Annotated in this window: 15 protein-coding genes and 3 pseudogenes; 10 read left to right on the top strand and 8 right to left on the bottom strand. The window is 70.2% G+C overall.

Features of this window, described 5'->3' with window-relative positions:
- Nucleotides 1–99: 99 nt before the first annotated feature.
- Nucleotides 100–1,002, top strand: coding sequence for an aminoglycoside phosphotransferase family protein (locus tag ACWD3E_RS27485; RefSeq protein WP_451390241.1), 903 nt, complete (start codon nucleotides 100–102; stop codon nucleotides 1,000–1,002).
- Between the two features lie 232 nt (nucleotides 1,003–1,234).
- Here ACWD3E_RS27485 and ACWD3E_RS27480 read toward each other — a convergent pair whose 3' ends face one another.
- The 3 genes and pseudogenes from ACWD3E_RS27480 to ACWD3E_RS27470 all read right to left on the bottom strand — a co-directional run bounded on the left by ACWD3E_RS27480 (nucleotide 1,235) and on the right by ACWD3E_RS27470 (nucleotide 4,966).
- Nucleotides 1,235–2,488 (bottom strand): cytochrome P450 family protein, encoded by a 1,254-nt coding sequence (locus ACWD3E_RS27480; protein WP_451390240.1) that lies wholly within the window; start codon nucleotides 2,486–2,488, stop codon nucleotides 1,235–1,237.
- 210 nt (nucleotides 2,489–2,698) lie between these two features.
- Nucleotides 2,699–3,847: pseudogene (locus tag ACWD3E_RS27475) on the bottom strand (S28 family serine protease); the annotation flags it as partial.
- 270 nt (nucleotides 3,848–4,117) lie between these two features.
- Nucleotides 4,118–4,966 carry a helix-turn-helix transcriptional regulator gene (locus ACWD3E_RS27470; RefSeq protein WP_451390239.1) on the bottom strand — a complete coding sequence of 283 codons (849 nt, stop codon included), beginning with the start codon at nucleotides 4,964–4,966 and terminating at the stop codon, nucleotides 4,118–4,120.
- A gap of 138 nt (nucleotides 4,967–5,104) precedes the next feature.
- On the opposite strand from ACWD3E_RS27470, the gene ACWD3E_RS27465 reads away from it, so the two are divergent.
- Nucleotides 5,105–5,884, top strand: coding sequence for an NAD(P)H-dependent oxidoreductase (locus tag ACWD3E_RS27465; RefSeq protein ID WP_451390238.1), 780 nt, complete (start codon nucleotides 5,105–5,107; stop codon nucleotides 5,882–5,884).
- 104 nt (nucleotides 5,885–5,988) lie between these two features.
- On the opposite strand, the pseudogene ACWD3E_RS27460 reads toward ACWD3E_RS27465, so the two are convergent.
- The 5 genes and pseudogenes from ACWD3E_RS27460 to ACWD3E_RS27440 all read right to left on the bottom strand — a co-directional run.
- Nucleotides 5,989–9,048 (bottom strand): annotated as a pseudogene (locus ACWD3E_RS27460) (alpha-amylase family glycosyl hydrolase); the annotation flags it as partial.
- Between the two features lie 197 nt (nucleotides 9,049–9,245).
- Nucleotides 9,246–12,344: pseudogene (locus ACWD3E_RS27455) on the bottom strand (alpha-amylase family glycosyl hydrolase); the annotation flags it as partial.
- Between the two features lie 147 nt (nucleotides 12,345–12,491).
- Nucleotides 12,492–14,195: a carbohydrate-binding module family 20 domain-containing protein gene (locus ACWD3E_RS27450; protein WP_451390237.1), complete on the bottom strand. Its 1,704-nt coding sequence runs from the start codon at nucleotides 14,193–14,195 to the stop codon at nucleotides 12,492–12,494.
- 418 nt (nucleotides 14,196–14,613) lie between these two features.
- Entirely contained in the window at nucleotides 14,614–15,591 is a 978-nt protein-coding gene (gene rfbB, locus ACWD3E_RS27445) for a dTDP-glucose 4,6-dehydratase (RefSeq protein ID WP_451390236.1), read from the bottom strand.
- Complete coding sequence (locus ACWD3E_RS27440; RefSeq protein WP_451390235.1) at nucleotides 15,588–16,655, bottom strand: glucose-1-phosphate thymidylyltransferase; 1,068 nt, start codon at nucleotides 16,653–16,655, stop codon at nucleotides 15,588–15,590. The genes rfbB and ACWD3E_RS27440 overlap by 4 nt, the downstream gene beginning before the upstream one ends.
- Nucleotides 16,656–16,900: 245 nt before the next feature.
- Between ACWD3E_RS27440 and ACWD3E_RS27435 the strand changes: the two genes are divergently transcribed.
- The 8 genes from ACWD3E_RS27435 to ACWD3E_RS27400 are packed head-to-tail and all read left to right on the top strand — an operon-like array spanning nucleotide 16,901 to nucleotide 26,483.
- Nucleotides 16,901–18,193 (top strand): aspartate aminotransferase family protein, encoded by a 1,293-nt coding sequence (locus ACWD3E_RS27435; protein WP_451390234.1) that lies wholly within the window; start codon nucleotides 16,901–16,903, stop codon nucleotides 18,191–18,193.
- Nucleotides 18,190–19,236: an ABC transporter ATP-binding protein gene (locus ACWD3E_RS27430; protein WP_451390233.1), complete on the top strand. Its 1,047-nt coding sequence runs from the start codon at nucleotides 18,190–18,192 to the stop codon at nucleotides 19,234–19,236. The genes ACWD3E_RS27435 and ACWD3E_RS27430 overlap by 4 nt, the downstream gene beginning before the upstream one ends.
- Nucleotides 19,233–20,090 carry an ABC transporter permease gene (locus tag ACWD3E_RS27425; protein ID WP_451390232.1) on the top strand — a complete coding sequence of 286 codons (858 nt, stop codon included), beginning with the start codon at nucleotides 19,233–19,235 and terminating at the stop codon, nucleotides 20,088–20,090. The genes ACWD3E_RS27430 and ACWD3E_RS27425 overlap by 4 nt, the downstream gene beginning before the upstream one ends.
- The gene (locus ACWD3E_RS27420; RefSeq protein ID WP_451390231.1) at nucleotides 20,087–20,887 is read left to right on the top strand and encodes an ABC transporter permease; all 801 of its coding nucleotides are present in this window, start codon (nucleotides 20,087–20,089) and stop codon (nucleotides 20,885–20,887) included. The genes ACWD3E_RS27425 and ACWD3E_RS27420 overlap by 4 nt, the downstream gene beginning before the upstream one ends.
- Nucleotides 20,884–22,347 carry a hypothetical protein gene (locus tag ACWD3E_RS27415; RefSeq protein WP_451390230.1) on the top strand — a complete coding sequence of 488 codons (1,464 nt, stop codon included), beginning with the start codon at nucleotides 20,884–20,886 and terminating at the stop codon, nucleotides 22,345–22,347. The genes ACWD3E_RS27420 and ACWD3E_RS27415 overlap by 4 nt, the downstream gene beginning before the upstream one ends.
- A complete protein-coding gene (locus tag ACWD3E_RS27410; RefSeq protein ID WP_451390229.1) occupies nucleotides 22,344–24,437 on the top strand; it encodes a glycogen/starch synthase in 2,094 nt (697 codons plus the stop codon). The genes ACWD3E_RS27415 and ACWD3E_RS27410 overlap by 4 nt, the downstream gene beginning before the upstream one ends.
- Nucleotides 24,430–25,536 carry a sugar phosphate nucleotidyltransferase gene (locus tag ACWD3E_RS27405; RefSeq protein ID WP_451390228.1) on the top strand — a complete coding sequence of 369 codons (1,107 nt, stop codon included), beginning with the start codon at nucleotides 24,430–24,432 and terminating at the stop codon, nucleotides 25,534–25,536. Before ACWD3E_RS27410 ends, ACWD3E_RS27405 begins: the two co-directional genes overlap by 8 nt.
- Nucleotides 25,533–26,483 (top strand): carbohydrate kinase family protein, encoded by a 951-nt coding sequence (locus ACWD3E_RS27400; protein WP_451390227.1) that lies wholly within the window; start codon nucleotides 25,533–25,535, stop codon nucleotides 26,481–26,483. The genes ACWD3E_RS27405 and ACWD3E_RS27400 overlap by 4 nt, the downstream gene beginning before the upstream one ends.
- The last annotated feature ends 4 nt before the right edge of the window (nucleotides 26,484–26,487 follow it).

Below are 26,487 nucleotides of genomic sequence, written 5' to 3'. Positions count from 1 at the left end.
CGCGGTCCGGCCCTGCTGGCACCGTGAACAGCCCGAGAAGGCGAGTCCGGCTTCCGGAGAGTGAGAGCCGCTCCGCCTGCCCCAGTACTGTGGCTTCGCATGACCGACGCCGAGATCGAGATCACCGCAGATCTGGTCCACGACCTGCTGCGGGAGCAGCATCCGGACCTTGCAGGGCTGGCCATCCGCGAGGTGACGGGCGGGTGGGACAACCAAATGTGGCGCCTTGGGGACGAGTTGGCCGTGCGCATGCCGCGTACAGAACGTGCCCCGGACCTCCAGCGCAAGGAGTGCCGATGGCTGCCCGTCCTGGCCCCGCGCCTGCCGCTCCCGGTCCCGAACCCTGTGCGGACCGGTGAACCGTCCGCGCGCTTCCCGAAGCCCTGGACCATCGTGACGTGGGTTCCCGGCGAGCCACTGGACTTCACCTCCATCAGCCGCGGCGACCACTCGGCCGACACTCTGGCTGGCTTCCTCAGGGCGCTCCACGCGGAGGCGCCCGCCGAGGCGCCGACCAGTTCGGACCGCGGCGCTCACCCCAAGAAGTGCACGGACGGCTTCGACCACTTCTTTCAAGCCGTTGCACCCGGCGGCATTGCCGACGAGGTCCGGGCCGTCTGGGACGATGCCGTAGCGGCCCCCGAGTGGGAGGGCCCGCCGGTATGGGTGCACGGTGACCTTCATCCCGCAAATGTCGTCGTCTCGGACGGGACGCTCTCGGGCGTGATCGACTTCGGTGACCTGTTCGCCGGCGATCCGGCGTGGGACCTCGCGGCCGCATGGGTGATCCTTCCCGCGGGCGCCGCCTCACGCTTCTTCGACGTGTACGCGCATGCGGACGGGGCGACGATCCGGCGCGCCCGCGGGCTGGCTGCTCTGAAAAGCCTGTTCCTCATGCTGATGGGCCAGAACGGAGATCGGGGCCTTCCTGGCGGCAAGCCGACATGGGGACCCCCAGGCCGGGCAGCGCTCGATCGTGTCCTGAGAGGCGGTCTGACGTAGACGCGGAGCCTGGCTCACGATAGTTCTCCCCGCGGAGACGAACAGACCTCTGCCTGCTCGTGTCTATCCCAGGTGCCGGGCTGGGTCGGTTGCGGTACGGCGTGTAGGCGGGAAGGTCGTCCACCGGCACCGCGAACGCACCCAACGCCCGGGTGACCGCTCGGCGCAGGAACTCCTTGCCGCGGTCCACCCGCACCAGCCACGGCAGTCCGCCGAAGGGACCGTGTCCGGATCAAGCCGGGACGGCCGGGCCCGTGCCGTCGGGCACGAACCCGGGCGTGAATGTGACGGGCAGGTGCTCGGGGCCGCGCAGGCCGCTCGGCCTCCACTGCAGCTCGCCCGGCGGCACGGCCAGGGCCAGAGCGGGCAGACGGCGCAGGGCAGTCCCGATGGCGACCTGCCCCTCCAGCCGGGCCAGCGGGGCGCCCAGGCAGTAGTGGATTCCGTGCCCGAACGCGAGGTGGGCGTTGTCCCGGCGGGTGATGTCCAGACGATCGGGGTCCGGGAACCGCGCCGGATCCCGGTCGGCGATGGCGGAGGCCACCAGCACGGTGGCGCCGCGCGGGATCCGCACGCCTGCGATCTCGACGTTCTCGCGCGCGAAGCGGGCGATGCCGGGGTTCACCGGTCCGTCGTAGCGCAGGAACTCCTCGATCGCGTCAGGCAGCAGCGCCGGATCGTCCCGCAGCAGCTGAAGCTGGTCAGGGTGAGCGAGCAGTGCGGCGATGCCGCCGCTGATCAGGTTGACCGTGGTGACGTATCCGGCCACCAGCAACAGGAACGCCATGGCGATCAGCTCGTCCTCGTCCAGCCGCTGCTCCTCGTCCCGAGCGGTGATCAAAGCGCTGAGCAGGTCGTCTCCGGCGTTGGCCCGTTTGGCTTCCAGAAGCTTGATCAGGTACGCGCGCATCTGCTGCCAGGCAGCGTCGACCACGGTCGGGTCCGGCGGCTCGGGTCCCCGGAGGATCATGTCGTCGGTCCACCGCTGGAAGTCGTACCGGTCCATCGTGGGCACCCCGAGCAGCTCGCTGATCACCGTGACCGGAAGCGGCAGCGCGAAGTCGGCGACCAGGTCCGCGCGGCCGGACTGCACGATCGCGTCGAGCAGCCCGTCGGTGATGGCCTGGACACGGGGCCGCAGTTCGGCCACCCGGCGCGCGGTGAACGCCTTCGAGACCAGGCGACGCAGGCGGGTGTGGTCGGGCGGGTCCGCCCGGAGCATGTTGCGCAGCATGGACTCGCGCTCCGTCGCCGGCAGCTGTTCCAGGATCCGGGGGTCCGAGGCGTCGCGGACATCGCTGCTCAGGCGCGGGTCGCTGAGCGCGGCGAGGGCGTCCTCATAGCGTGTGACCAGCCAGGCCTCCAGGCCGCCGACGATGACCGCGCGCCGCACCGGGCCCTCCTCGCACAGCTGTCGATAGAACGGGAACGGGTTGGTCACGAAGGTCGGATCGGCATAGGGCAGGAGGAGCGGCTGCTCGCTCATCGTCGTCTCCCGAAGTACGTCGAATTGCTGCACAGAACGTCTGGGTCCGCCACGGACCGCATGGCGGATTCACCAGACTTTGAGTGCATGTATCCCAGTATGGCGACTCTGTGACTTACGCCGAAAGGAGGACCTTGACCGAGAGTGGCGGGCCCGTAGTCGGGCCGGCGGGCCACGGGAACTCATGTCAGCCGGCCACCGGGCGGACTCTCACTGTCCGGCCCAGCGCTTGATCGTGGCGATGGCCTCGTCCCGCTGGTCGGCGGGCAGAGAGGAGATCCGAGCGCCGTGGTTGGAACCGGGAACGATGTACTTGTACGAGTCGTGGGAGCTGGGCTCGAACTGCTCGGCGCTCCACGGGTCGTTCTGCCCGTAGACGAACATCATGCGTTCGGAGTCGCTCCGCACCCACTTGTCGACGTCGGAGATGGCCTTGCCGTTGTAGTCGGTGCGCATGTCGGCAGGCAGCACCGAGTTGGGCTGGTAGATGTCCGGGTAGTGGCGGACGCCCTTGAGGTGCTTGAACTTCAGGTCGGCCCAGCCCAGCTGAGCGGCGGCCTGCCGGTAGTAGGGGCCGGAGCCGTTGGCGCCGAGTGAGCTGTCCTCGTAGATGGACAGGCCGTGGCCGAGCGCCCAGGTGTAGAGGTCGTCGTCGGACACGGTCCCGGCGTCCGGGACGGTCGGGCAGTCGGCGGCGGTGCCGGACTGCCAGAAGTTCCAGACCTGGTCCAGGACGGCGAACTCGTAGGCACGATCGGTGGTGCCGAGGGTGTTGGTGAAGGTGTAGCCCTTCTCCTTCGCCGTCGCCTCGAACTTGGGAAGCAGGGTGTCGCGGCGTTCGAGCATCGCGCGCTGGACCGCGTTCAGCGCGTCACGGCACTCCTTCGTGCCAACGGTCTCGAAGAACCGCTCGTAGCCGTTGTCGTCATGGTTGTTGGCGTCGTCGGGAGCGACGTAGGCGATGACCGCGTCGAGGTCCTCGGGGTAGTAGCGGCGGTGGTACGTCTGCGTCATACCGCCCTTGCTGCCACCGGTGCCGAGCCACTTGGAGCTCTTGTCGTACAGCGGGCGGATCGCCTCGACGATGGCGTGCTCGTCGCTCGCCTCCTGCCAGACGGTCATCTTCGACCAGTCGACGTCGGCCGGCCGGGAGGGGCCGAAGAAGCGGTGCTCGACGCTGAGCTGGTTGGCGTCGACAATCGCGGTGGGCTCACGGGTGGAGCTGGAGAGACCGTAGCCACCGGTGTAGAAGACGACGGGCTTGGTGACCGACTTGTGCCAGAGGGTGAAGCGCTGCCCGAAGGTACCGAGTTCGGGCCTGCTGTGGTCGATCGGCTGGGTGATGGTGAGCGAGTAGAGCGGGTAGCCGCCCTTGTCGGTGACGCCGGAGCAGGGTCGGGATGGTGCGGGTACGCACTCTGGCCTCCGGTATCTCTGGACAGCGCGGGGGGTCCTGCTGACCTTGCCTCACCACGTGCCCCAAGTCACCACCTTCTGCGGGTGGTTCACCAGACACCGGACATCTTGCTGCAACACGCCCCAAAGACCGCTCTCCTGGAACGTCCCATGGAGACCACCCCCACGACTTCAGCACGAACCCGAGGGTCCACCGCCTGACATCTCGTTGAGTTACTCGCGGACCTGAGCGTTCACTGTGGGATGCGCGTCACTGCTGTCCGCGCCCAGGCCCGCGAGCAAGCGCAGCCCGTCCTCGGCGGGGCTGCCGGGGGCCGCGGACAGCACCAGCAGCTCCATGCCTGATTCGTCAGGTAGCGCGAAGTTCTCGTGGTGCAGTTCCAGCAGTCCGACCATCGGGTGCCGGTACGCCTTGCATCCATGTGTGCGGGCGCGCACGTCCGCGCGGGCCCACAGGCGGCGGAAGCGTTCGCTGCCCATCGCCAACTCGCCGATGAGCGAGGCCAGACGGGGGTCCTCGGGGTACTTGCCCGCGGCCAGGCGCAGGTGCCCGACCACGTCGAGGGTGCATGTCTCCCAGTCCGCGTACAGGCCGCGCTCGGCCTCCTCGAGGAAGATGTGCCGGGCCGTGTTCAGGCCCGGGATCGGCCGGCCGTAGAGGAGCCCGGCGAGGCGGTTACCGGCGAGCACGTCCAGGCGGTGGTCCATGATCAGCGCGGGTGCGTCGGTGACCAGGTCGAGGACGCGCAGCAGCTCCGGCCGGACCCGCCCGCCCGGCGCCTTCGCGCGCCGGCGGCGCTGCCGGGCGAGCCGGTAGAGGTGCCCGCGTTCGGTCTCGTCGAGGCCGAGGACGCGGGCGAGCGCGTCGAGGACCTGCTCGGAGGGCTGGGTCGCGCGGCCCTGCTCCAGGCGTACGTAGTAGTCGACGCTGACTCCCGACAGGTGCGCGACCTCTTCGCGGCGCAGGCCTTCGACCCGACGACGGCTGTCGGTAGGGATGCCGACGGCCGCCGGGTCGATCCGGGAACGCCGGGTCCGCAGGAAGCCCGCAAGATCGTCCATGGCCCCAGTATGGCCTCGGTGGTGCCCGCGAAGGTGGTCCTGCCGATACCAGGAAGTCCCGTCCGACGGAAGAGGCGCCCCTGAACGCCGGGCGCCGCGGCGCCCAGGATCGAAGGCACCCGATCCGAAGGAGTTCCCATGAAGACGCTGATCGTCTACGCCCACCCGGAGCCGAAGTCGCTCAACAGCTCGCTGAAGGACCTCGCGGTGTCCACGTTGGAAGCCGCCGGGCACGAGGTACGGGTGAGCGATCTGTACGCGATGAACTGGAAGGCGGTCGTGGACGCCGCGGACTACGGCCCCAACGCCTCAAGCCCGCTGAAGGTAGCCCTGGACTCGGGCCGGGCCTTCGACACCGGGACGCTCACCCCGGACGTCCTCGCCGAGCAGGAGAAGCTGCTGTGGGCTGAGACGATCATCTTTCAGTTTCCGCTGTGGTGGTACACGATGCCCGCGATCCTCAAAGGCTGGGTGGACCGGGTGTTCACCTACCACTTCGCCTACGGCGTCGGCGAGCACAGCGACACCAGGTACGGCGAGCGCTTCGGCGAAGGGACCCTCGCGGGCAGGAAGGCGCTGCTGTCGGTGACCGCCGGCGGCCCGGAGTCGCACTACGCCGCTCGGGGGATCAACGGCCCCATCGACGATCTGCTGTTCCCGATCCACCACGGCATCCTCTACTACCCCGGCATCGAGGTGCTGCCGCCGTTCGTGCTGTACGGCACCGACCGGATGACCGACGAGGACTACTCGGACGTCGCGAAGGCTTGGGAGCAGCGCCTGCTCACCCTGGAGTCGACCGAGCCGATCGCGTTCCGGCGGCAGAACTTCGGCGACTACGAGATCCCCTCGCTGCACCTGAAGGAGGGACTGGAGCCCGCGGGCCGCACGGGATTCGGGCTGCACGTGCGCGCCTGATCGCACGCCGCCGTACGGCGCCGAGCCTCGCCGGGCTCGTGCGCCGTCTGCGGCCGGGCCGGGTACTCAGCCGTCACCTCCTCCCTTGGTGGACGGTACGGTCAGGAGGTGCGGACTCCGTTGGCGGCCAGCAGGGCTCCGTCGGCCGCCCGTTGCGTCGCGATCAGCTGGGCGCGCAGTGCCGCGGGGATCCGGTCGCGGTCGCGGGGGTCGATCGTGAACGCCGGGTCGTCCGCCAGCTCCGGGTGTGCCGACTTCTGTGCGTCCGTCAGCTGCGTCGGGATCAGCCGCAGCCAGTAGCCTTCGTCGGACAACGCGCCGTCCTTGACGGTGATGCCTCCGTGCGGGGCGTACACGAGTTGCTGGCTGGTGGAGTCGGTGACCTTCACCTTCCACACGACCGTGTCCGAGTCGATCCAACGCGCCTTCGCCGTGTCCAGGTCCAGGTCCGGCGCGCCTCCCACGGTCGGCAGCAGGTAGTTGCTGTCACCGCTGATCAGCCAGGCCTCCTTGCCGTAGGTTCCGAAGTCCAGCGACCGGTCGGCGGCGATGTCCTTCTGGTCGCCCTTGTGGATGATGTAGCTGAGGGACGTCGCGCCTTCGGCGAGCGGCACCTCGAAGGTCACACCGAACGCGTCCTTCCTCACCGGCGTGAGCGGGCCGGACCAGTCGGTGGGGTTCTTGGCGCCGGTCCAGGTGTGCAGGCCCCAGCCGTCATAGTCGCCGTCGGCCCGGTGGTAGTGGATCACGGCCTTCGTCGCGTCGGGGGCCGGGTACGCCCCTTGCGGCGCCGTGTCCGCCTGGCCGTCGTCACCCTGCCGGATCCAGACCTCGCCCGTCTTCGTCAGGTCGACGGTGCGCTGCGGGCCGTCCGCGGTGCCGTTGCCGGTGACCGTGTACGTCACGCTCTTCGCGCCGTCCTCCGGCTTGACCCAGGCGAAGGCGCCGTAGGCGTCGCGCCCGGTGAACTCGGCCGAGAGGCCGGAGGATTCGAGGCGCCAGTCGGTGTAGTCGCCGTCCGTGCGCAGGTAGTGCACGACGGCGTAGTCGCGGTGCACGGCGCTCGGCGGCTGCGCCACCGGTGGCTGACCTGCCGTGGTCGTGGCGAGGGCGCTCGCCGTGCGGCCCGCGAGGTCGACCGCCACGGCCTTGTAGCGCAGCGGGGTGCCCTGCTTCACCGAGTCGGGCAGGTGCTGTGTGACCTTGTAGGGGGCGTGGTCGGCGGTGCCGAGAGTGTGCCAGGGGCCGTTGCCGACCTGGGCGGCGAAGACGACGCGGTTCAGGCCGCCACCGCTCACCTCCGCGCAGACGTCGGCGTCCCCGGTCGCGCCCGGTGCCGGGGCCCGGAGCGTGAGGGAGGGCGGCGTGGCCGGGGTGCCGAGCCGCTGCGTCGCCTTCAGGACCACGGCCGACAGCGCGGGGACGGTGACGGTCACCTTGGTGTCCGTCCCGCTGGTCACTGTGGCGGTCGTGCCGTACAGGCCCTGGTAGGTCATGCCGGCCGAACTCGTAGGGATCTCAACGGTCCTCGCCTCGGGGGCGTTGTTGAACGCGACCAGGTAGTCGCCGCCCCGGCGGGTGTCGGTGCGGGAGAACGCGTACACCGAGTCCTTGGCGTAGCGCTCGGTCTGGACGCCGTCGCGCAGCCCCGGGTTCTGCCGGGTGAGCCGGGACAGCGCGGATATCGCGCGGTACAGCGGGTGGGAGGTGTCGTACGCGTCCGAGGCGGCCGTACGGTCGGTGCCGATCTCGTCGTCGGCGAGGTAGTCGGGGACCTTGGAGGCGAACATCGTCTGGCGGGCGTCCTTGTCGCCGCCGGCGCCGGTGAAGCCCTGTTCGTCTCCGGCGTAGATGACCGGGTTGCCCCGCGAGAGGAACATCAGTTCGTGGGCGAAGCGGTCCCGTCGCAGGAGTTCGGTGTCGTCCGCCTTCGGGTTGTCCTTGAGCAGGAAACCGCCGATGCGGCCCATGTCGTGGTTGCCGAGAAAGGTCACCTCCTCGTAGGCGTTCGCTTTGTCGGTGGTGTAGCGGTAGTCCTGCGCGAAGACATCGGCGAGCCGGCCGGCCGCCCTGCCCTGGGAGGCGTACTGGCGGATCCCGTCCTGCAGCGGGAAGTCGAGCGTGGCGTCGAGGCGGCCCTGCCGTACGTACGGCGAGGTGACGGCAGGGTCGGAGGACAGTGTCTCGCCGAAGATGAAGAAGTTCTTCCGGCCCTTCTTCGCCGCGTACGCGTCGAGGGCCGTCGCCCACTGGGTCCAGAACGGCATGTCGACGTTGCGGACGGTGTCGACGCGGAAGCCGTCGATGCGGAAGTCCTTGACCCACTTCTCGTAGATCTGCTCCATGCCGTGTACGACTTCGGGGCGTTCGGTCCACAGGTCGTCCAGGCCGGTGTGGTCGCCGTAGAGGCCGCTCTCACCGACGAAGGTGGAGTCCCCGCGGTTGTGGTACATCGTCGGGTCGTTCAGCCATGCCGGGGCTTTGACGTTCTGTTCGGCCGGGTTGACCTGGGGTGTGTAGGGAAGGCCGCGCGCGTCCACCTTCCGCATCCCCTTGCTGTCGTCGAAGGGGCGGCCTTCGGTGTCGAGGTAGGGATAGGCGCCCTTGCTGCGGTATCCGAAGGTCTTCTCGGCATAGGTGATGGTGTCGGCCGTGTGGTTGGTGATGACGTCGAAGAAGACCTTCATGCCCTTGGCGTGGGCCTTGCGGATGAGTTCCGCGAGGTCCGCGTTGGTGCCGAAGTGCGGATCGACGCGGGTGAAGTCGCTGATCCAGTAGCCGTGGTAGGCGGCGCTCTCCCCGTTGCCCTGCACCGGCTTGTTCTTGAAGATCGGGGCCAGCCAGATCGCGGTGGTGCCGAGGCCTTTGATGTAGTCCAGCTTGTCGATCAGCCCCTTGAGGTCCCCGCCCTGGTAGAAGCCCTTGTCCGTGGGGTCGTATCCGGTGACCGTGCGGTCGCCGGTCAGACCGCCCCGGTCGTTGGCCGTGGAGCCGTTGGCGAACCGGTCGGGAAGGAGGAAGTAGAACTGCTCACGGGTCATGTCGTGGCGGGATGCCGACGCGGCCAGTCGGGCGTCCGACGGTGGAGCGGGCGGCCTTTCCGTCGCACTCGCCGGCTGGGCGGTGTGCAGGGCCGTGGCCAGGAGCGCGGCGGTGACGGCCAGGGTGGCGGAACGGGTGACGGTGCCCGGGCGGCTCCGGTGGCGGAGTCCGGCCGGGCGTTCGCCCGGGTTGCCACGGGCGGTGGGTTGTGCGGTCACTGTGCGGCTCTTTCCTTTGGTCGGTGCGCTTCAGTCGGTCAGCGCGCTTCAGGTCAGTGCGCTTCAGTCGGTCAGTGCGCTTTCGGATCGGTGGTCAGCGGCTGCACGGTGGTCGCGCCGAGCAGGGCGCCGTCCTCCCCTCGTTGGGTGGCGATCACCTGGCGGCTCGCCCGCGCCTCGGCGATCCGGCCGCGGTCACGTGGGTCGACGGTGAAGGCCTGGTAGTCCGAGAACTGCGGGTGGGCGGCCCGCTGCGCGTCGCTCAGTTGCGCGGGGTTGAGGCGCAGCCAGCGGCCCTCGTCCGACAGGGCCCCCTGCCGGAGGGTGATGCCGCCGTCCGGCGCATACACGAGCTGCTGACTGGCGACTCCGGCGCCGGTCCCCCGCCATACGACGGTGGTGTCGTCCAGCCAGGTCGCGGCCGACGACCCGAGGTCGAGGCCGAACGCGCCGCCGAGGGACGGCGTGAGGTAGGCGGGGTCGCCGGCCACGCGCCACACCTCGTGCCCGTAGAGGGAGAAGTCGAGGGCCTCGTCCGTGGTGACGTCCTTCTCCTCCCTCTTGTGCAGGATGTAGCTGAGAGAGTCCGCGTGGTCGGTCAGCGGGACCTCGAAGACCAGGCCGAAGGAGTCCCGGCCCACTGGCCGGATGGGGTCGTTCCACTCCGGTGGGTGCGCCGCGCCGGTCCAGGCGTGCAGGCCCCAGCCGTCGTAGTCCCCGTCAGGACGGTGGTAGTGGATGATCGCCTTTGTCGGGTCCGGCGCCGGGTACGCGTCCGCGGGCCGGGTCTGTGTCACCGCGTCACTGCCCTGTTCGGTCCATGCCTCCGGCGCCGCGGCGAAGTCGAGTGTGCGCTCGGGGCCGTCGGCGGCGCCGTCCTTCTCCACGGTGAAGGGGATCTCGGTGGCGCCCTCGGCCGGGGCGAACCAGGCGAAGGCTCCGTAGGCGTCCCGGCCGCTGAAGTCGGCGGTCCGGCCGTCGGCCGTCCGCAGCCGCAGACCTGTGTAGTCACCGTCGGGCCGCCGGTAGTGGACGACGGCCCAGTGGCGTCGCGCCGTCGGTTTCGGCGCCGCCGGCGCCTGGCCCGCGGTCGTCGTGGCGAGGTCGCTCGCGGTCCGGCCCGCGCTGTCGACGACGACCGCCTTGTACCTGAGCGGCGTGCCGGCCGGGACGTCCGCGGCGATGTTCTGCGTGACCCGGTAGGGGGCGTGGTCGGCGGTGCCGAGGGGCTGCCAGGCGCCGTCGCCGACCTGGGCGGCGAAGACGACCCGGTCGTATCCGCCGCCGCCGACGTCGGCGGAGATCTCCACGGTTCCGTCGGCGCCCGCGTCCGGGACGTTGAGCCTGAGGGAGGGCTCGGCCGTCGGCGGCGCGAGTGGCCGTGTCGACTCGTACACGACCGAGGACAGGGCGGGGACGGACACGGTGATCTTCCCGTCCGCGTCGCTGCGCACCCTGCCCGTGGTGCCGTACAGCGCCTGGTACGCCGTGTCCGCCGAACCGGACGGCAGGGTGACGGTCCGGTCTTCGGTCGCGTTGTTGAACGCGATCAGGTAGTCGCGCCCCCGGCGGACGTCGGTGCGGGTGAAGGCGTAGACGGAACCCTGGGAGTAGCGCTCGGTCTGGACGCCGTCGCGCAGGGCGGGGTGTTGCCGGGTCAGCCGGGAGAGGGCGGCGATCGCCCGGTAGAGGGGATGCGTGGTGTCGTAGGCGTCGGAGGCCGCGGTGCGGTCGGTGCCGATCTCGTCGTCGTCCAGGTAGTCGGGGACCTTGGAGGCGAACATCGTCTGGCGGGCGTCCACGTCCCCGCCGGGGCCCGTGAAGCCCTGCTCGTCACCGGAGTAGATCACCGGGTTGCCGCGTGAGAGGAACAGCAGCTCGTGCGCCAGGCGGTCCCGCCGCAGCAGTTCGGCGTCGTCCGCGCCGGGGTTGTCCTGGGCGACGAAGGTGCCGATGCGTCCCATGTCGTGACTGCCGAGAAAGGTGACCTCGCTGTAGGCGTTGGTCTTGTCCGTGCTGTAGCGGTAGTCCTGCGCGAAGACGTGGGCGAGGTCGTCGGCGGGTCCGCCGCGGGAGGCGAAGTTGCGGGCGGCGGCCTGGAACGGGAAGTCGAGCGTCGCGTCGAGCCGGCCCTGGGTGACGTACGGGGCCGTGATGGACGCGTCCGCCGAGAACGCCTCGGCGAAGAGGAAGAAGTGCCGGCGGCCGTGCTGTGCCGCGTGCCGGTCCAGAGCGGTGGCCCACTGGGTCCAGAAGGGCATGTCGACGTTCTTGGCCGTGTCGACGCGGAAACCGTCCACGCCGAAGTCGTCGACCCACTTCTCGTAGATCCGCTCCATGCCGTGGACGACCTCGGGCCGCTCGGTCCACAGGTCGTCCATGCCCATGAAGTCGCCGTACAGGGCACTCTCTCCGGCGAAGGTGGAGTTGCCGCGGTTGTGGTACATGGCCGGGTCGTTCAGCCAGTCGGGCACCTTGCGGTCCTGCCGGCCGGTGGAGACCTGCGGGGTGTAGGGGGCGCCGGCCGGGTCCGTCGTGTGCATGCCCGTGCTGTCGTCGAAGGGGCGGCCTTCGGTGTCCAGATAGGGGTAGGCGCCCTTGCTGCGGTACCCGTACCGCTTCTCGGCGTATTCGATGGTGTCCGCGGTGTGGTTGGTGATGACGTCGAAGAAGACCTTCATGCCCTTGGTGTGGGCCTTGTCGATCAGCTCCGACAGGTCGGCCTCGGTGCCGAAGTGGGGGTCGACCCGGGTGAAGTCGGTGATGGCGTAACCGTGGTAGTTGCCGGTCGCCTTGCCGTCGCGGATCGTCACGGGCTTGTTCTTGAACACGGGCGCGAGCCAGATGGCGGTGGTGCCGAGGCCCTTGATGTAGTCGAGGTGGTCGATGACGCCTCTGAGGTCGCCGCCCTGGAAGAAGTTCTTGTCGGTGGGGTCGTATCCCGTGGCCATACGGTCGCCGGTGAGGCCTCCTCGGTCGTTGGCCGGGGATCCGTCGGCGAACCGGTCGGGCAGCAGCAGGTAGAACTGTTCCCTGCTCGCGGCCGGGCGGGCCGGCTCCTGCGCGAGCCGGGTGTCCGACGGCGGCGGGGGCGCCCCCTCGGCCGCCGCCCGGGGCGCCAGCGGTGGCAGGGCCGCGGTCAACAGCGCGACGGCCAGGGCGGTTGCGTGGTGTCTGGGTCTGCCGACCACGTGACACATCTCCTCGGGAATGGTGGTTGTGGGCAAGGACGGGCACCGCCGTGAGGCGGAGCGTGGGACCGCCCGGTACAGGTGACGTGCCGGGCGGTCCTGATCGGTGACCGCCGTCTGTCGACGGCGGTCAGGGTCGCGTCGCGGGGATGGAGGTCAGCTGCGCCAGGTGTCGTTCAGCGTGATCATGCCGCTGGACGGGACGGTGGCCGTGCGGTTGGAGCCGCTCTCCCAGGTGACGTTGCCGCTTGCGTCCTTGCGGATGTACTTGTACTCGAAAGACGTCCCTGCGGGCATGGACACATCCAGCTTCCAGACGGGGTAGCTCGCGGGATCCAGCTTCGGGGCGCTGGAGGTGTTCCAGTTGCCGAGGGCGGAGTTGTTGCCGACGACGTAGATGTTCTCGCCCCACTGGGTGGTGGCGTTGACGTTGAAGGAGGCGCCGGTGGCCGGGGCGGGGTCGGTCGGGGTGGTGCTGGTGTCGCAGTTCTTCGCCCCGACGTGCAGGGCGAGGGCCGAGTTGGCGCCCAGGGTCGCGGTGAACTGCCCGGAGGAGTCGACCGTGACTCCCTTGCCGCTCTGCACGTCGCAGTAACTGCCGGCGGGCAGGGAGGTCTGGAAGGTGCGGGTCAGCGTGGAGCCCTCATGGTTGATGACGACGTACGCCTTGTCGCCACGGCCGAAGGCGATCTGGTTGTTGCCGTTGTCCCACCAGTTGGTCACCGCCGTCCCGGCGGCGGTGTTGCGGAACCTGACCATGCTGGCGATCTCGCGCCAGGCGTGCTGGCACTTCCAGCCGTCGGTGTAACAGGCGTTCACCTGGCCGTTGTTGGGCCCGCCGGCGTTGTTGTCGCTGAACTCGTAGCCGGAGTGGACGTCGGGCGAGCCGTAGGGCCAGGCCAGCATGAAGACGTGCGTCAGCGTGTAGTTGGCGCCGTCCTTGTAGGTGAGGGTGGCGCCGTTGCGCTCGGTGTCGTGGTTGGTCACGAACACGGAGGCCTTGCCGCTGGAGACGTAACCCCAGGCCTCGCCGAAGTTCTTCAGGTACGCGAGCTTCTCGCTGCTGAAGACCCGCTTGAGGTCGTAGGCGTAGTGGAACTCCTGGACGTCGCCCGTGTTGTAGTACTCGGTCGGCTGGACCGCCTCCCCGGCGGCCCCGATGGTCTCCTGCTTCCAGTAGACGCCAGGGTTGGTGAGCCGGGACTTGATGTTGGCGAGGTCGGCCTCGTCGATGTGCTTGGCGGCGTCTATGCGGAAGCCGTCGACGCCGAGGGAGAGCAGGTCGTTCATGTAGCCCGCGATGGTCTTGCGGACGTACTCCTCGCCGGTGTCGAGGTCGGGCAGGCCGCCCATCTCGCAGTGCTGGACCTGCCAGCGGTTCGTGTAGTCGGTGATCGTGCTGGTGCAGTCGTCCATGTCGGCTGCGGAGTAGGTGCCGGGGTAGTCGTACTTGCTGAAGGACGACCCGGCGGTGCCCGTGCCGGAGGCGTTCGCCATGTGGTTGATCACCGTGTCGGCGACCACCTTGACGCCCGCGGCGTGACACGTGTCCACCATGTTCTTGAAGGCGGTGCGGTCGCCGAGCCTCGTGCCGATCTTGTAGCTGACCGGCTGGTAGGCAGTCCACCAGGAGGTGCCCTGGATGTGCTCGTTCGGCGGGGAGACCTGGACGTAGCCGTACCCGTCGGGGCCCAGCTCGCCCGTGCAGGCCTTCGCCACGGAGTTGAAGTTCCACTCGAACATCACCGCGGTGACGTCCTTGCCGCCGGGCGCGGTCGCCTGCGCCGGCGTCGGTGCCGTGACGGCCACAGCGGCTCCCGCCAGGCAGGCGAGTGCAGCGGCCACGGTCTTTCTGGCCATGGTGTCTCCAGTTCGGGGAGTGGGGTGGTAACCGGAGTCCAGCCTCGGTCGGGCAACGCGCCATGCCTGGGAAGGCCGTTCGTTGGTTCTTTCTGCAAGAAATTGCGGTCGAGACCGTACGGCGCCACCCAACGAAGGTCAACCCCTCGCGCAGCAACCCAAGTTGACGAGGCAATAGTTGAATTGAGGGGGCGAAATCTCTTTCGCAAGGGATTTCAGGAGTGTTACCTTCAACGCACTCCGGCCCCCGGCCGCGGGGTTCGCGAACGACGCCCTCCCCGACGCGCCCGGCCGGCGGGCCGGAGTGCCCAACCCCACTCCGCGAGGACTCACTTCACGCCCGGACCGGGCGCAGGACCGGGTCCGGGCCGCACGTCCGGCGGGCGCCACAGCCGCTCCCGACGCGTCCCGTCATCGCTCAGACCGCCACGAGCAACGGCTCCCACCAGGATCGGTGACTGCGGTACCAGTCCACCGTCGCGGCCAGCTCCTGCTCGAAGTCGGCCCGCGGCCGGTATCCGAGTTCCGTGGTGATCTTGCTGTCGTCCACCGCGTAACGGCGGTCGTGGCCCTTGCGGTCCATGACGTGCGCGATCCGTTCGGGACCCGCGCCACACCGAGTGAGCAGGCGGTGCGCGAGTTCGAGATTGGTCAGCGAGGTGCCGCCACCGATGTTGTACGTCTCCCCCGGCCGCCCCGCCGTGCGCACCAGCTCGACCGCCCTGACGTGGTCGTCCACGTGCAGCCAGTCGCGCACCTGTCTTCCGTCGCCGTACACCGGCAGATTGCCGCCGGTCAGCACAGTGGCCACGAAGCGCGGAATGACTTTCTCCGGATGCTGGAAGGGGCCGAAGTTGTTGGAACAGCGGGTCACCCGGACGTCCAGGCCGTGGGTGCGGTGATGGGCGAGCGCCATGAGGTCGGCCGCGGCCTTGGAGGCGGCGTACGGCGAGCTGGGCCGCAGTTGGTCCTCCTCACGGGCCGCGCCCTCGGCGATCGAGCCGTAGACCTCGTCGGTGGATATCTGGACGAACGTCCGCACACCGTGCCGTTGCGCCGCGTCCAGCAGGGTCTGGGTGCCCAGGACATTGGTGCGGGTGAACCCGGAGCCGTCCTCGATGGAGCGGTCCACGTGCGACTCCGCCGCGAAGTGGACGATCTCGTCGTGCCCGGCCGCCAACCGGCGTACCGTCCGGACGTCGGACACGTCACCCTGCACGAAAGCCAGGCCGGGACGACCGCGCATCGGGTCGAGGCGGTCGAGGCTGCCCGCGTAGGTGAGCTTGTCCAGCACGGTGACCGCGACACCGGGCGGCCCCGACGGGCCGAGCAGCGCCCGGACGTAGGCGGAACCGATGAAGCCGGCTCCGCCGGTGACGAGTATGCGAGAAGTCATGAGGTGAGCTGCACCTTGCTGTGGTCGCCGATGACGAGACGATGGGCGTGGGGAGGGCGGGGTGCCGTGGCGACGACCGCTTCGCGGCCGATGAGCGAGCCCTCGATCCGGGAAGCGCCCTCCACGCACGCGCCCCGCAGGAGCACCGAGAACTCGATCGCGCTGTCCTCGACCCGGCAGTCCTCGGCGATGGCGGTGTACGGGCCGACGCTGGAGTTGCTGATGACCGCGCCCGCTCCGACCACCACGGGACCGACGATCCGCGACCCTTCGACCACCGCGCCCTCGGCGATATGGACCCTGCCCACCAGGACGCTGCGCGGATCGACCTTGCCGTCGACACGCCCTTCCATGCGGTCCAGTACGTGCCGGTTGACCTCCAGCAGGTCGTCGACACTGCCGGTGTCGCGCCACGGCCCCGTGGTCGTCTCCGCCCGCACGCCGAGACCGTGGTCGATCATCCACTGCAGGGCATGGGTGATCTCCAGCTCGCCCCGTGCGGAGGGTTGTATCGCACGCACGGCCTCGTGCACAGCAGGAGTGAAGGCGTAGACACCGACCAGGGCGAGGTCGCTGCGGGGCCGCTCCGGTTTCTCCTCCAGCCGCCGCACCCGGCCCTCGTCGTCGACCTCCGCGACGCCGAAGGCGGTGGGGTCGGGCACCGGGGTGAGCAGCAGGCGGGCCGTGTCCCGGCGGGCCGCGGCGCGCCGGACGAAGCCGGTCACGCCGTCCTCCAGGTAGTTGTCCCCGAGGTACAGCAGGAAGTCGTCGTCCGCCAGGAAGTCCCGCGCGATCAGCACCGCGTGTGCGAGGCCGAGCGGTCGGTGCTGACGAAGGTAGGTGACGCGCAGCCCGAAGTCGGACCCGTCCCCTACGGCGCGCCGGATGTCGTCGGCGTGGGTGCCGACGACCATCCCCACGTCCTCGATGCCGGCGTCGGCGATCGCCTGCAAGGCGTAGTGCACCACGGGCCTGTTGGCGATGGGGAGGAGTTGTTTGGCGCGCGTGTGGGTGAACGGCCGCAGCCTGCTGCCGGTGCCGCCCGCCAGGACCAGGGCTTTCACGTCGCCCACCGGTGTCGCGGAGGGGGCTGGGTCTGTGGTCTCACGGATCTCTCCTCGAACGAAAGTCGCGGTGTCACCGGTTGAGCTGATCTTGACTCAAGCAGAGAGCGAGCGCCTTCCGCAAGACTGATCTGAAACTTTCAGCAACTTCTTGCAGCCATCGGGTGATTGATGTTTCACTCGGCCTCGGCGTCGCCCAACGGCGCTGTGAGGCAAGGGAGTTCGCACCGACGTCGGGAGCAGCAGTGACAGGTCGGCAGCAGCTGGAACGGCTGGAGCAGGAGGCTGGACATCTGGCACCGGGCGCCTCGGAGGAAGCGGCCGTCGGACGCCGGGTGTTCGCCGAGGGCCGCGGCGCGGTCCTCACGGATCTCGACGGCAACCAGTACCTCGACTTCGCCGCGGGCACCCTGACCCAGTCCCTGGGCCACGGGCACCCCGAGGTCGTGGAGGCGTTGACCGAGCAGGCCCGGCGCCTGTGGAACGTGCACGACTCGGCGACTCCCGACCGTGCCGCGCTCCTTGACCTGCTGGCCCGGCTGCTGCCCGAACAGCTCGACACCTACGCGCTGTTCTCCACCGGAGCAGAGGTCGTCGAGGCCGCCCTGCGTGTGGTGCAGGCGACCGCGGCGCCGGGCCGCAACCGGATCGGCGCCCTGCGCGGAGGCTTCCACGGCAAGACGATGGGCGCCCGGATGCTCGTGCACTGGGACATCGGCCACCAGTCCTTCGCCGGCAACTCGGTCCTCGGGTATTCGGCCTACTGCTACCGCTGCCCCCTGGAGCTCACCCACCCCTCGTGCGGGCTGCGCTGCGCCTCCCTCGTGCGCAGGCACATCGCCGCCAAGCCGAACATCTCGGCGCTGGTCTTCGAACCCGTCCTGGGCGCCGCCGGCGTGGTCGTGCCGCCGCCCGGCTACTGGGAGCAGGTCGCCGACGCATGCCGGTCCAACGGAGTGCTGCTCGTCGCCGACGAGGTGCTGACCGGGGGCGGACGGACCGGAACGTTCCTCGCGAGCGAGCAGTTCGGCATCGAACCCGACCTGGTCACCCTGTCGAAGGGCATGGCCAGCGGGTTTCCCTTCGCCGTCCTGGCGGGACGGGCGGACCTGCTGCACCATCCGGCGGCCTCCGGGACCGGCGCGTACGCGTCGACGTACGCGGGCAACCCGCTCGGAATCGCGGCGGCCAGGGCCACCCTTGAGGTCGTCGAACGTGACCGCCTGCTGGAACGCGTGGGCGTGCTCGGGGAATTGCTGCATGAGCGGCTGTCCTCGCTCCCGGCCCGCTTCGAGAACCTCGGTGAGGTGCGCGGTCTGGGGCTGCTGTACGGGCTGGAGTTCGTCACGGACCGGCAGAGCCGGGCACCGGCGCCGCACATCGCGCGGGCTGTGTACGCCACCGCCCTCGACCTGGGACTCAGAGTGGCCCTCGGTGGACACATCCTGCGTCTGGCACCGCCGTTCACCATCGACGAACCGCTGCTCGACGAGGGCGTCGGGCTCCTGGAGCAGGCACTGGAGCGGGTGCTGTCGTGATCGTCGCGGAGAACCTCGTCAAGGAGTTCAGGATCGCCGAGCGCAAGCCGGGGCTCGTCGGCAGCCTCGCCACCCTCTTCACCCGTGAGCACCGGATCGTCCGTGCGGTCGACGGCGTGTCCTTCACGATCCCGGCCGGCACCAAGACGGCGTACATCGGCGCCAACGGGGCGGGGAAGTCCACCACGATCAAGATGCTCACCGGCATCATGACGCCGACCGGCGGACGCTGTCTGGTCCGGGGCATCGAGCCCTACCGGCACCGGCAGGCCAACGCCCGTGGCATCGGCGTCGTCTTCGGCCAGCGCAGTCAGCTGTGGTGGGACCTGTCCGTGCCGGACTCGTTCCGCATCCTGCGGCGCATCTACGACATCCCCGACGCGGTGTACCGGCGCAATCTCGCCCTGTACCAGGAGCTGCTGGACATCGACGCCCTCGGCACCACGCCCGTGCGCCAGCTGAGTCTGGGACAGCGGATGCGGGCGGAGATCGCGGCGAGCCTGCTGCACGATCCGGCGGTCGTCTTCTGGGACGAGCCGACCATCGGTCTCGACATGGTGCTGAAGGACGCGGTACGGCACCTGGTCAACCACGTCCACCAGGAGCTGGGCACGACCGTCGTCCTCACCAGCCACGACATCACGGACATCGCCGCGATCTGCGACAGCGCCCTGGTCGTGGACCGGGGACGCGTGGTGCACCAGGGCAGCATCCGGGACCTGCTGCGCACCGCCGACCGGCGCTGCGTCCTGTTCGAGCACCGGGGTGGGCCGCCGCCCGAGCACGCCTGCGCGCAGATCGAGCAGGGGCTGCCCGGGGCGCACGCCACGTCCGCCGAGGACGCCCGGATCAGGGTCGACTATCCGGTGGACCGGTTCACCTCCCGGCAGGTGCTCGCCTTCCTGCTCGAACGCTTCGACCTGACGGACTGCTACGCGCCGGAACCCGACCTGGAGGACGTCCTGCGGCGGATCTACGGCAGTGGGCATCACGAACCGGTGCCGGCCGAGGTCCCGGGCCGGCGCCGGGAGGGGGCACAATGACCGGCTTCTTAGCGGAGAAGGAGAGCGGCGCACCTGTCCTGCCGTCCACGCGCGTCCGGCGCTACCTGCCCTTCGCCACCGGCGGACTGCAGTCCCTGCTGCAGTACCGCTCGACGTTCGTGACGACCGGGATCACGGCCGCTGCCGGCGCGGCGGTCACCGTCTTCCTGTGGCGGGCCGTGTACGCGGGCGCCGCTCCCGGCGAAGGCCCCGGCGGCTTCACCACCGAGGGCATCACCACGTACCTGCTGATGGCCCAGGTGCTGCAGATCCTGCACGCCAACCGGGTGGATGACGAGGTCGCGGCCGAGGTCTACCGCGGTGACGTCGCTGTCATGCTGGTCCGGCCCGTCAGCTATCCGGTGGTGCGGTTCTTCGCCTGCCTGCCGGTCGTCGCGGCCAACGCCGTGCTGGTCGGCGTACCCGTCCTGGGACTGTTCGCCCTGATCGTGCCGCTCACCGTGCCGCGGCCCGTGGACGTCCTGCTCTTCCTGGTGTCGACCGTGCTGTCCGTCCTGCTCGCCTTCCTCGTGAACCTGCTCACCGGGATGACGGGGTTCGTCACCACCAACACCTGGGGGGTACGGATGGTGAAGCAGAGCGTGGTCGCCTTCTTCGCCGGGCAGCTGGTACCCCTCGCGCTGATGCCCGGGCCGCTCGCGGCGCTGGCGTCAGCGCTGCCCTTCCGCGGCATGGTCGACGGCCCTCTCGTCCTGCTCCTCGGCCGCTACGACGGGGCGGCCGGCGCGGCCGACGTACTGGCCCGGCAGTTCGGCTGGGTGGCCGGTCTCACGCTGCTGAGCGCCGCGTTGTGGCGGGCCTCGCTACGGCGTCTGGAGGTGCTCGGCGGATGACCCGCACGGTGTGGCGCCGGCTGCGGCTGGCCTTCTTCCTCGGCGGGGTCGGGTTGCACCGGCTGAGCGCGTACCGCATGGACTTCGCTCTCGGGGCGGGGGCCTTCCTGGTGCGGGTGGGGCTGCAGACGGCGGTGGTGGGCCTGGTCTTCCGCCAGGTTCCCGCGGTGGGCGGCTGGACGTATCACGAGGTGCTGTTCCTGCTGGGCTTCTCCCTGCTGCCGCGCGGGCTGGACCATCTGTTCACCGACCAGCTGTGGGAGCTGGGCCGCAAACTGGTCCAGCGCGGCGAGTTCTACCGCTATCTGATCCGCCCCGTGAGCCCGCTGTTCTCCTTGCTCTCGGAGCGCTTCTTCCACCCCGACGGACTCGGCGAACTGGCCGTCGGCACCGTGCTGGTGAGCTGGTCCGGCAGTCAACTCGACCTGCAGCTCACCCCGTTGCAGTGGGCCGTGGCCCCCCTGCTGGTGCTCTGCGGCGCCCTGATCCACACCTCGGTGAAGCTGCTCTTCGCCTCGCTGTCCTTCTGGACCGTCACCAGCCTGCCGTCGATGTACGCGGCGAACCAGGTGTCAGAGTTCGCCTCCTATCCGCTGGACATCTACCACCCTTCGCTGCGCGCCCTGCTGACCTGGGTGCTGCCCTTCGCCTTCACCTCCTACGTGCCGTGCGTCTACCTGCTGACCGGCGCGACGGGGCTGGTGGTCTGGCTGCCGCTGGTGACGGCCGGTGCCCTCGCCCTCGCCCTGGCCGTATGGCGGCGCGGCGTCAACGCCTTCGAAATGACAGGGAGTTGACCACCCTCGTGATCCACGACGAACATCTCGAACCTCTGCTGCGCACCGCGGCCTGGATGCCCCGCGATCTGCGCGCCGCGCACCGCTACGAAGCAGTCGACCACGTCGAGCTGGACGACGACGAGCTGCTGCTGGTCGTGGCGGCCGTGGGCGGCCCCGCCTCGGGCGAGCGGATCGTCGTCCCCGTGCGCAGGGAGCCGTCGGGCGCCGTGACACAGGCCGGCGGCGACGGGCCCTTCGGACTCGCGGCCGTGCGCCGTGTGCTCGCCGGCGCACGACTGCGCACCACGCGCGGCGGGTACGTGGACTTCCGCCGCGCGCCCTCGGCACCGGCCGGCGAGGTGCGGTGGCTGCCCTTCGACCAGGGCTGGTCCTCCAACGCGCTGTCCCTGGTGGAGACAGGCGGCCTGCCGTACATCCACAAGACGTACCGGCGGCTGGACGAGGCGATCCACGAGCCCGAAGTGCTGCGGCTCATGAACGGCACCGGACACACGCCCGAATGGGCCGGGGACTACACGTACACGGACCCCGTCCGCGGGACCCGGCACCCCTTGGGTGTCCTCTACCGGCATGCGCCGGGGCCCGGCATCGACGCGCCGCTGCGCGAGAACCTGCGCTCGTTGTGGCCGCGGCTCGCGGAGGGCACCGCGCCGGGCGAGCTCGTACGCTCCCATCTGCGCCCACTGGAGGGGAGGCTGCGCGCGGCCGGACGATTCCTGAACACCTTCCACCGGGATCTGGCGGCACGCCTGGGCGGCCCCGCCACCGGCTACCCCGTGACCGACGCCCTGACCCGGGCCTCGGCACGGCTGGACGAGCTGGCCCGGGCCGATTCTCCCCTCCCGCACGCCGCCCGGCACGCGGCCTTCGACGCGCTCCAGTCCGAACTGAGTTCGCTGAAGGCCGCGTTCGCAGGACGGACAACCGCTCCGGGCGCCGGCCCCTGTCACGGCGACCTGCATCTGTCCCATCTGCTGTGCGCGCAGGGAGCAGACGGCACCTGGCGGATGAGCGTCATCGACCTGTCCACACCCACCCTCTCCTGCGACGGCCCCGACTACGCAGCCCAGTCGCCCCTGCAGGACCTCGTCGCCGTCCAGCGCGCGCTGGAGTACTTCGCGGCCGACGAGGCGGCCTTCGAGAGCGCCCGCCGCCTCGGCATCGATTCCACGGAGACGATGAACGGCTCCCTGGACGGCGCGCCCGGTCTGCCGCCCGCGGGACGGGCCGTGCTGGGACACGTCTTCCGCACCGCCGACGCCTGGCGCGAGCGTGTCCTGCACCTGCTGCTCGGACCCGCCCCCGACAGCCCGCTGCGGCGGCTGCTGTACCTGCGCCGGCTCCTGCACGAACTCGGCTACAACCACGACCACGCCCGCGCCTACCACGCCGCGATCGACCTGCGCCACGCACTCGCGCTGGCCTCCCCCGCCCCGACGACCCCCGCGAGGACATGACCGCCGTGAACGCGCCCCGGATGCACATCATCGAGACGTACTTCGAGTGCTGCGGCTTCGACCACACCTTCCTGCAGGGCGGCACGTCCGTGTACCTGTGGAACCTCTCAAAGACCTTCGCCGCCCGCGGCCACCGGGTGTCCATCGTCACGCCCGCACACGGCAGGCTCGACGACCTGCGGCAGCGCTACGAGGTGGAGGACCTGCCCTACGAGGACGTCTACGCTCTGCCGGTGGTCCTCGACCCCCGGGTCTGGCAGGGCTTCCCCGCGCAGGTGGACCTGGCGCTGCGCACCACCGCGCACCGCATCCGCCTGGAGGGTGTGGACCTGTACTTCCTCGTCAACGAGTACCTGAACCGGCTGCCGGACACCTTCTACCCTCCCTACTCCGCCAAGGGCCGGGACCTGGTGTTCTTCAAGCCGCTGGTCTTCCAGGTGGACAGCGTGCGGTTCCTGCGCGGCTGGTTCGGCGGTGAGAAGGCCGTCGTCCACGCGCACGAGCCGTACTACCACTACCTGCTGCCGGCCGCCCTGCGTTCGCACCCGGACAAGCTGGTGGTCAGCAACGTGCAGAGCAACATGCCGATCACCAAGAAGGTGTACGCGCCCGAAGTGGAGCGGCTCTTCGAGCTGCTCGACGTGGACGTCAAGCTCCCCGGCCCCGAGCCCGAGCCCGACGTGCCCGCGGCGGTCGTCCAGTACCAGCAGCTCACGCACCTGCACTACACCTACCCGCCCGACCATGTGGCGATCTACGAGCTGACCGCCGAGCACGCCGACCTGATCGACTTCCTGTCGCCCGGTCAGCTGGACTTCTACGCCGGCTTCAACGACACCGCGTTCGAGCCGCTCTTCAGGCAGCTGCCGATCGCCGACGTCGTGCGTCGCAACGCCCACAAGATGTTCGTCGGCGGCTGCGCCATCTCCGACCAGTGGCTGGCCTGGGATCCCGCCGACGTGGACCGGGCGGAGGTGCTCGGCGGCCTCGGCCTCGACCCCGCTCTGCCGACGTTCTTCCACAATGCCCGTTACGCCGTCCACCACAAGGGCCAGGTCGAGCTGATGCGGGCCGTGGACCGGGTGCTGAGCGAGGGCCTGGAGGCCAACTTCGTCGTCCGCTGCATCTCCGGGAACGGCATCGACGACCCGTTCTTCCACGAGGTCGCCGCCCGCCACCCGGGCCGGCTGCACTTCGAGTGGGAGCGCGTCGAGGAGGCGCGCGTCTTCGCCTGCGCGGCGGCGTCCGACTTCGCCCTGTTCCCCTCCAAGTTCGAGATGGACACCTTCCTGATCGCCCAGGGCGAGGCCATGGCGGTGGGCGCGGTGCCGATCGCCACGGACCAGCGCGGTATGGAGCACTTCCGGCACGCCGACGGCCCGGACACGGCCACGGGTTTCGCCGTGAACCGCTCCTTCGCGGAGGACGACGAACTGCTCACCGCCGCGCTTGCGGACCGCATCCGGCAGGCGGCGGCCCTGTGGTCGGACGAACCAGCCCGCTACCAGGAGCTGTCCGAGCGCGCCGCGGCCGTCGCCCGGGTCTTCACCTGGGACCACTGCGCCGACCTGCACCTGGCGGCGTTCTCCCGCCTGTGGGAGGGCCGGCCCGCCGCCCTGTCCACCGAACTCGCCCTGCGGCAAGGGTGGTTCGACCTGCTCACCGACGACCAGGTCACCCTGGCGGCCGCGATCGAGCACGGTGACATCGAGGCCTACGAGCGCCGCGCCCCGCTCGACGCGGAGGCGGCCCTGCGGATGTTCCGTGCCGCGTGGCAGCGGGCCGACTTCGCCGCCTGCGAGCGGGTCCTCGGCCGCCTCCCCGGGGCGGTGCCCGCGGCGGAGACCGCCCGGCTGCGCGCACGCTCCCGGGTGCCGGCCGACGGACGGCTGGAATACCGGCTGCCGCACGCCGAACGGGTGGAAGTCGTCGAGGCGCGGCGGGGCTCGGCCCGGGCCCTGCCGAACGTACGCACCCTGGAGCGCACCGGGCCGGGCGTGTTCACGGGCGAGGCTCCGGACGCCGGCGGCCGGCTGCTGCTCACCCTGTCCTCAGGTCGGGTGACCTGGGACGAGGTGCGTCATGACTGATCTGCGGACCGTAAGGGCGGTGCTGCTCGCGGGCGGTGAGGGTCGCCGGATGGGCCCGCTGGGCACCGGGCGGCTCAAACCGCTGGTCCCGTACGGCGGCAGCTGCCGGCTCATCGACTTCAGTCTGGCCAACGCGCGCGCCTCGGGTCTGCCGGAGGTGCTGCTGCTCTCGCAGTACGAGGAGCGGCTGCTGATGGACGACCTGCACCGGGTGTGGAACACCGGGCCGGGCTTCCGGGTGCGTTTCGGGCCGTACGACGCCGCCTATCGCGGCCGTGAGCTGCCTGCGCGGCTCCCGCGGCGCACCTGGCCGCTGGAGCGCGGCACCGCCGACGCCCTGATCCGCAAGGGCGAGTACATCTTCACCGAGGGCGTCGAGGACGTCCTCGTCCTGCATGCCGACCACGTCTACCGGTACGACTACGGCCCGCTGGTCGAGGCGCACCGCGCCTCCGGCGCGGCGCTGACCGTCGCCTACCAGCGCATCGAGAGGCGCTGGGTGCACCTGTTCGGCATGGTCCGCTTCGACGGCGACGGCCGGCTCACCGAGTTCGTCGAGAAACCCGAGAACCCCAGCTCCGACCTGGTCTTCGCGGCGTTCTGCGCCTTCGACGCCGCCGTACTGCGCCGGTACCTGTCCGACCTGGACGGCACCGACTGGCAGCACGACATCAGCCGTGACGTGATCCCCGCGATGCTCGCGGCCGGGGAGCACATCCGCGGCCACGAGGTGCACGGCCACTGGGAGGACATCGGCACGGTCGAGCGTTACCACCGCGCGCATCTGGCCCTCGCCTCGGGGCCGCGGGCGCCCCTGCCCGTCGAGCGGATGCCCCGGACGCTGCGGCCGGGGGTCGGGCGGCGCTGGGTCGCCGACGCCGCCGGGGTGCGCGCGTCGGTGATCCCGTCGGACCTCGTCAACGCCGGGCTCGTGGAGGACAGCGTGCTCTTCCCCGGGGTCCGGGTGGGCGCGGGCGCCCGTGTGCGGCGCAGCGTGGTGCTGCCCGGCGCGGTGATACCGCCCGACGCCGACATCGACGGGGCGGTCGTCCTGGAGGACGGACACATTCAGCACATTGCCGAAGGAGTGAGCGCATGACCCTGCCCGAGCAACACACCGACGAACAGCTTCCGAGCGACTACGACGTCCTGGTCGTCGGCGGGGTCGGCGTGGACACCATCGTGCGCGTGGACGAGTTGCGCGTGCCGCCGGGCGACTCGGTCTTCGTGGAGCCGCTGCGGGACTACGTCGGGCACACCGGCAACGGCGTGGCACTCGGCTGGCATGCGCTCGGCCTGCGCACCAAGTTCATCGACTTCCTCGGCGAGGACCCGCAGGGCCGTATGGTGCTGGAGCACTACACCCGCCACGGCCTCGACTTCAGCCACCTCGTCTCGCCCCACGGCACCCCCCGTTCGGCGAACCTGGTCGACCCGCAGGGCCGCCGCTTCTCCTTCTACGACGGCCGGCACCCCGCCGACCTCAGGCTGCCACGCGACTTCTACCTGCCCTTCCTCCAGCGGTCCGCCCACGTCCACCTGTCGATCATCGGCCACAACCAGGACATGTACGAGGACATCCACCGTCTCGGCGTGAGCAGTTCCACCGACCTGCACGACTGGGACGGGCACAACCCGCACCACCGCCACTACGCCCTCAACTCCGACTACGTCTTCCTCAGCGCGGCGGCGATCCACGACCGGCTGGACACCGTCATGCGGGTCGTCGTCGACGAGGGCCGGGCCCGGTTCGTGGTCGCCACCGACGGCGCCGACGGCTGCCACCTGCTGGAGCGCGGCGACGACGCGATCCGGCACTTCCCCGCCGTACGGCCCGAGCGGCCGGTCGTGGACAGCAACGGTGCCGGTGACGCGTTCGTCACCGCCTTCCTGCACGCCTTCTTCGAGGGCCACACGCTGCAGGAGTGCGTGCTGGCCGGGTCGGTGGCCGGCGCGTTCGTGTGCGGCAGCGTCGGCACCCATACCGAGTTCATCGACCTGCCGGGGCTGCGGGCGGCCAGTGCGCGCGCCGCGGCGAGCCGGTGAGGCG

It is taken from the genome of Streptomyces sp. NPDC002676, assembly GCF_053592455.1.
The sequence above is the reverse complement of the archived record's forward strand: the minus strand, read 5'-3'. Positions and strand labels throughout refer to the sequence as shown.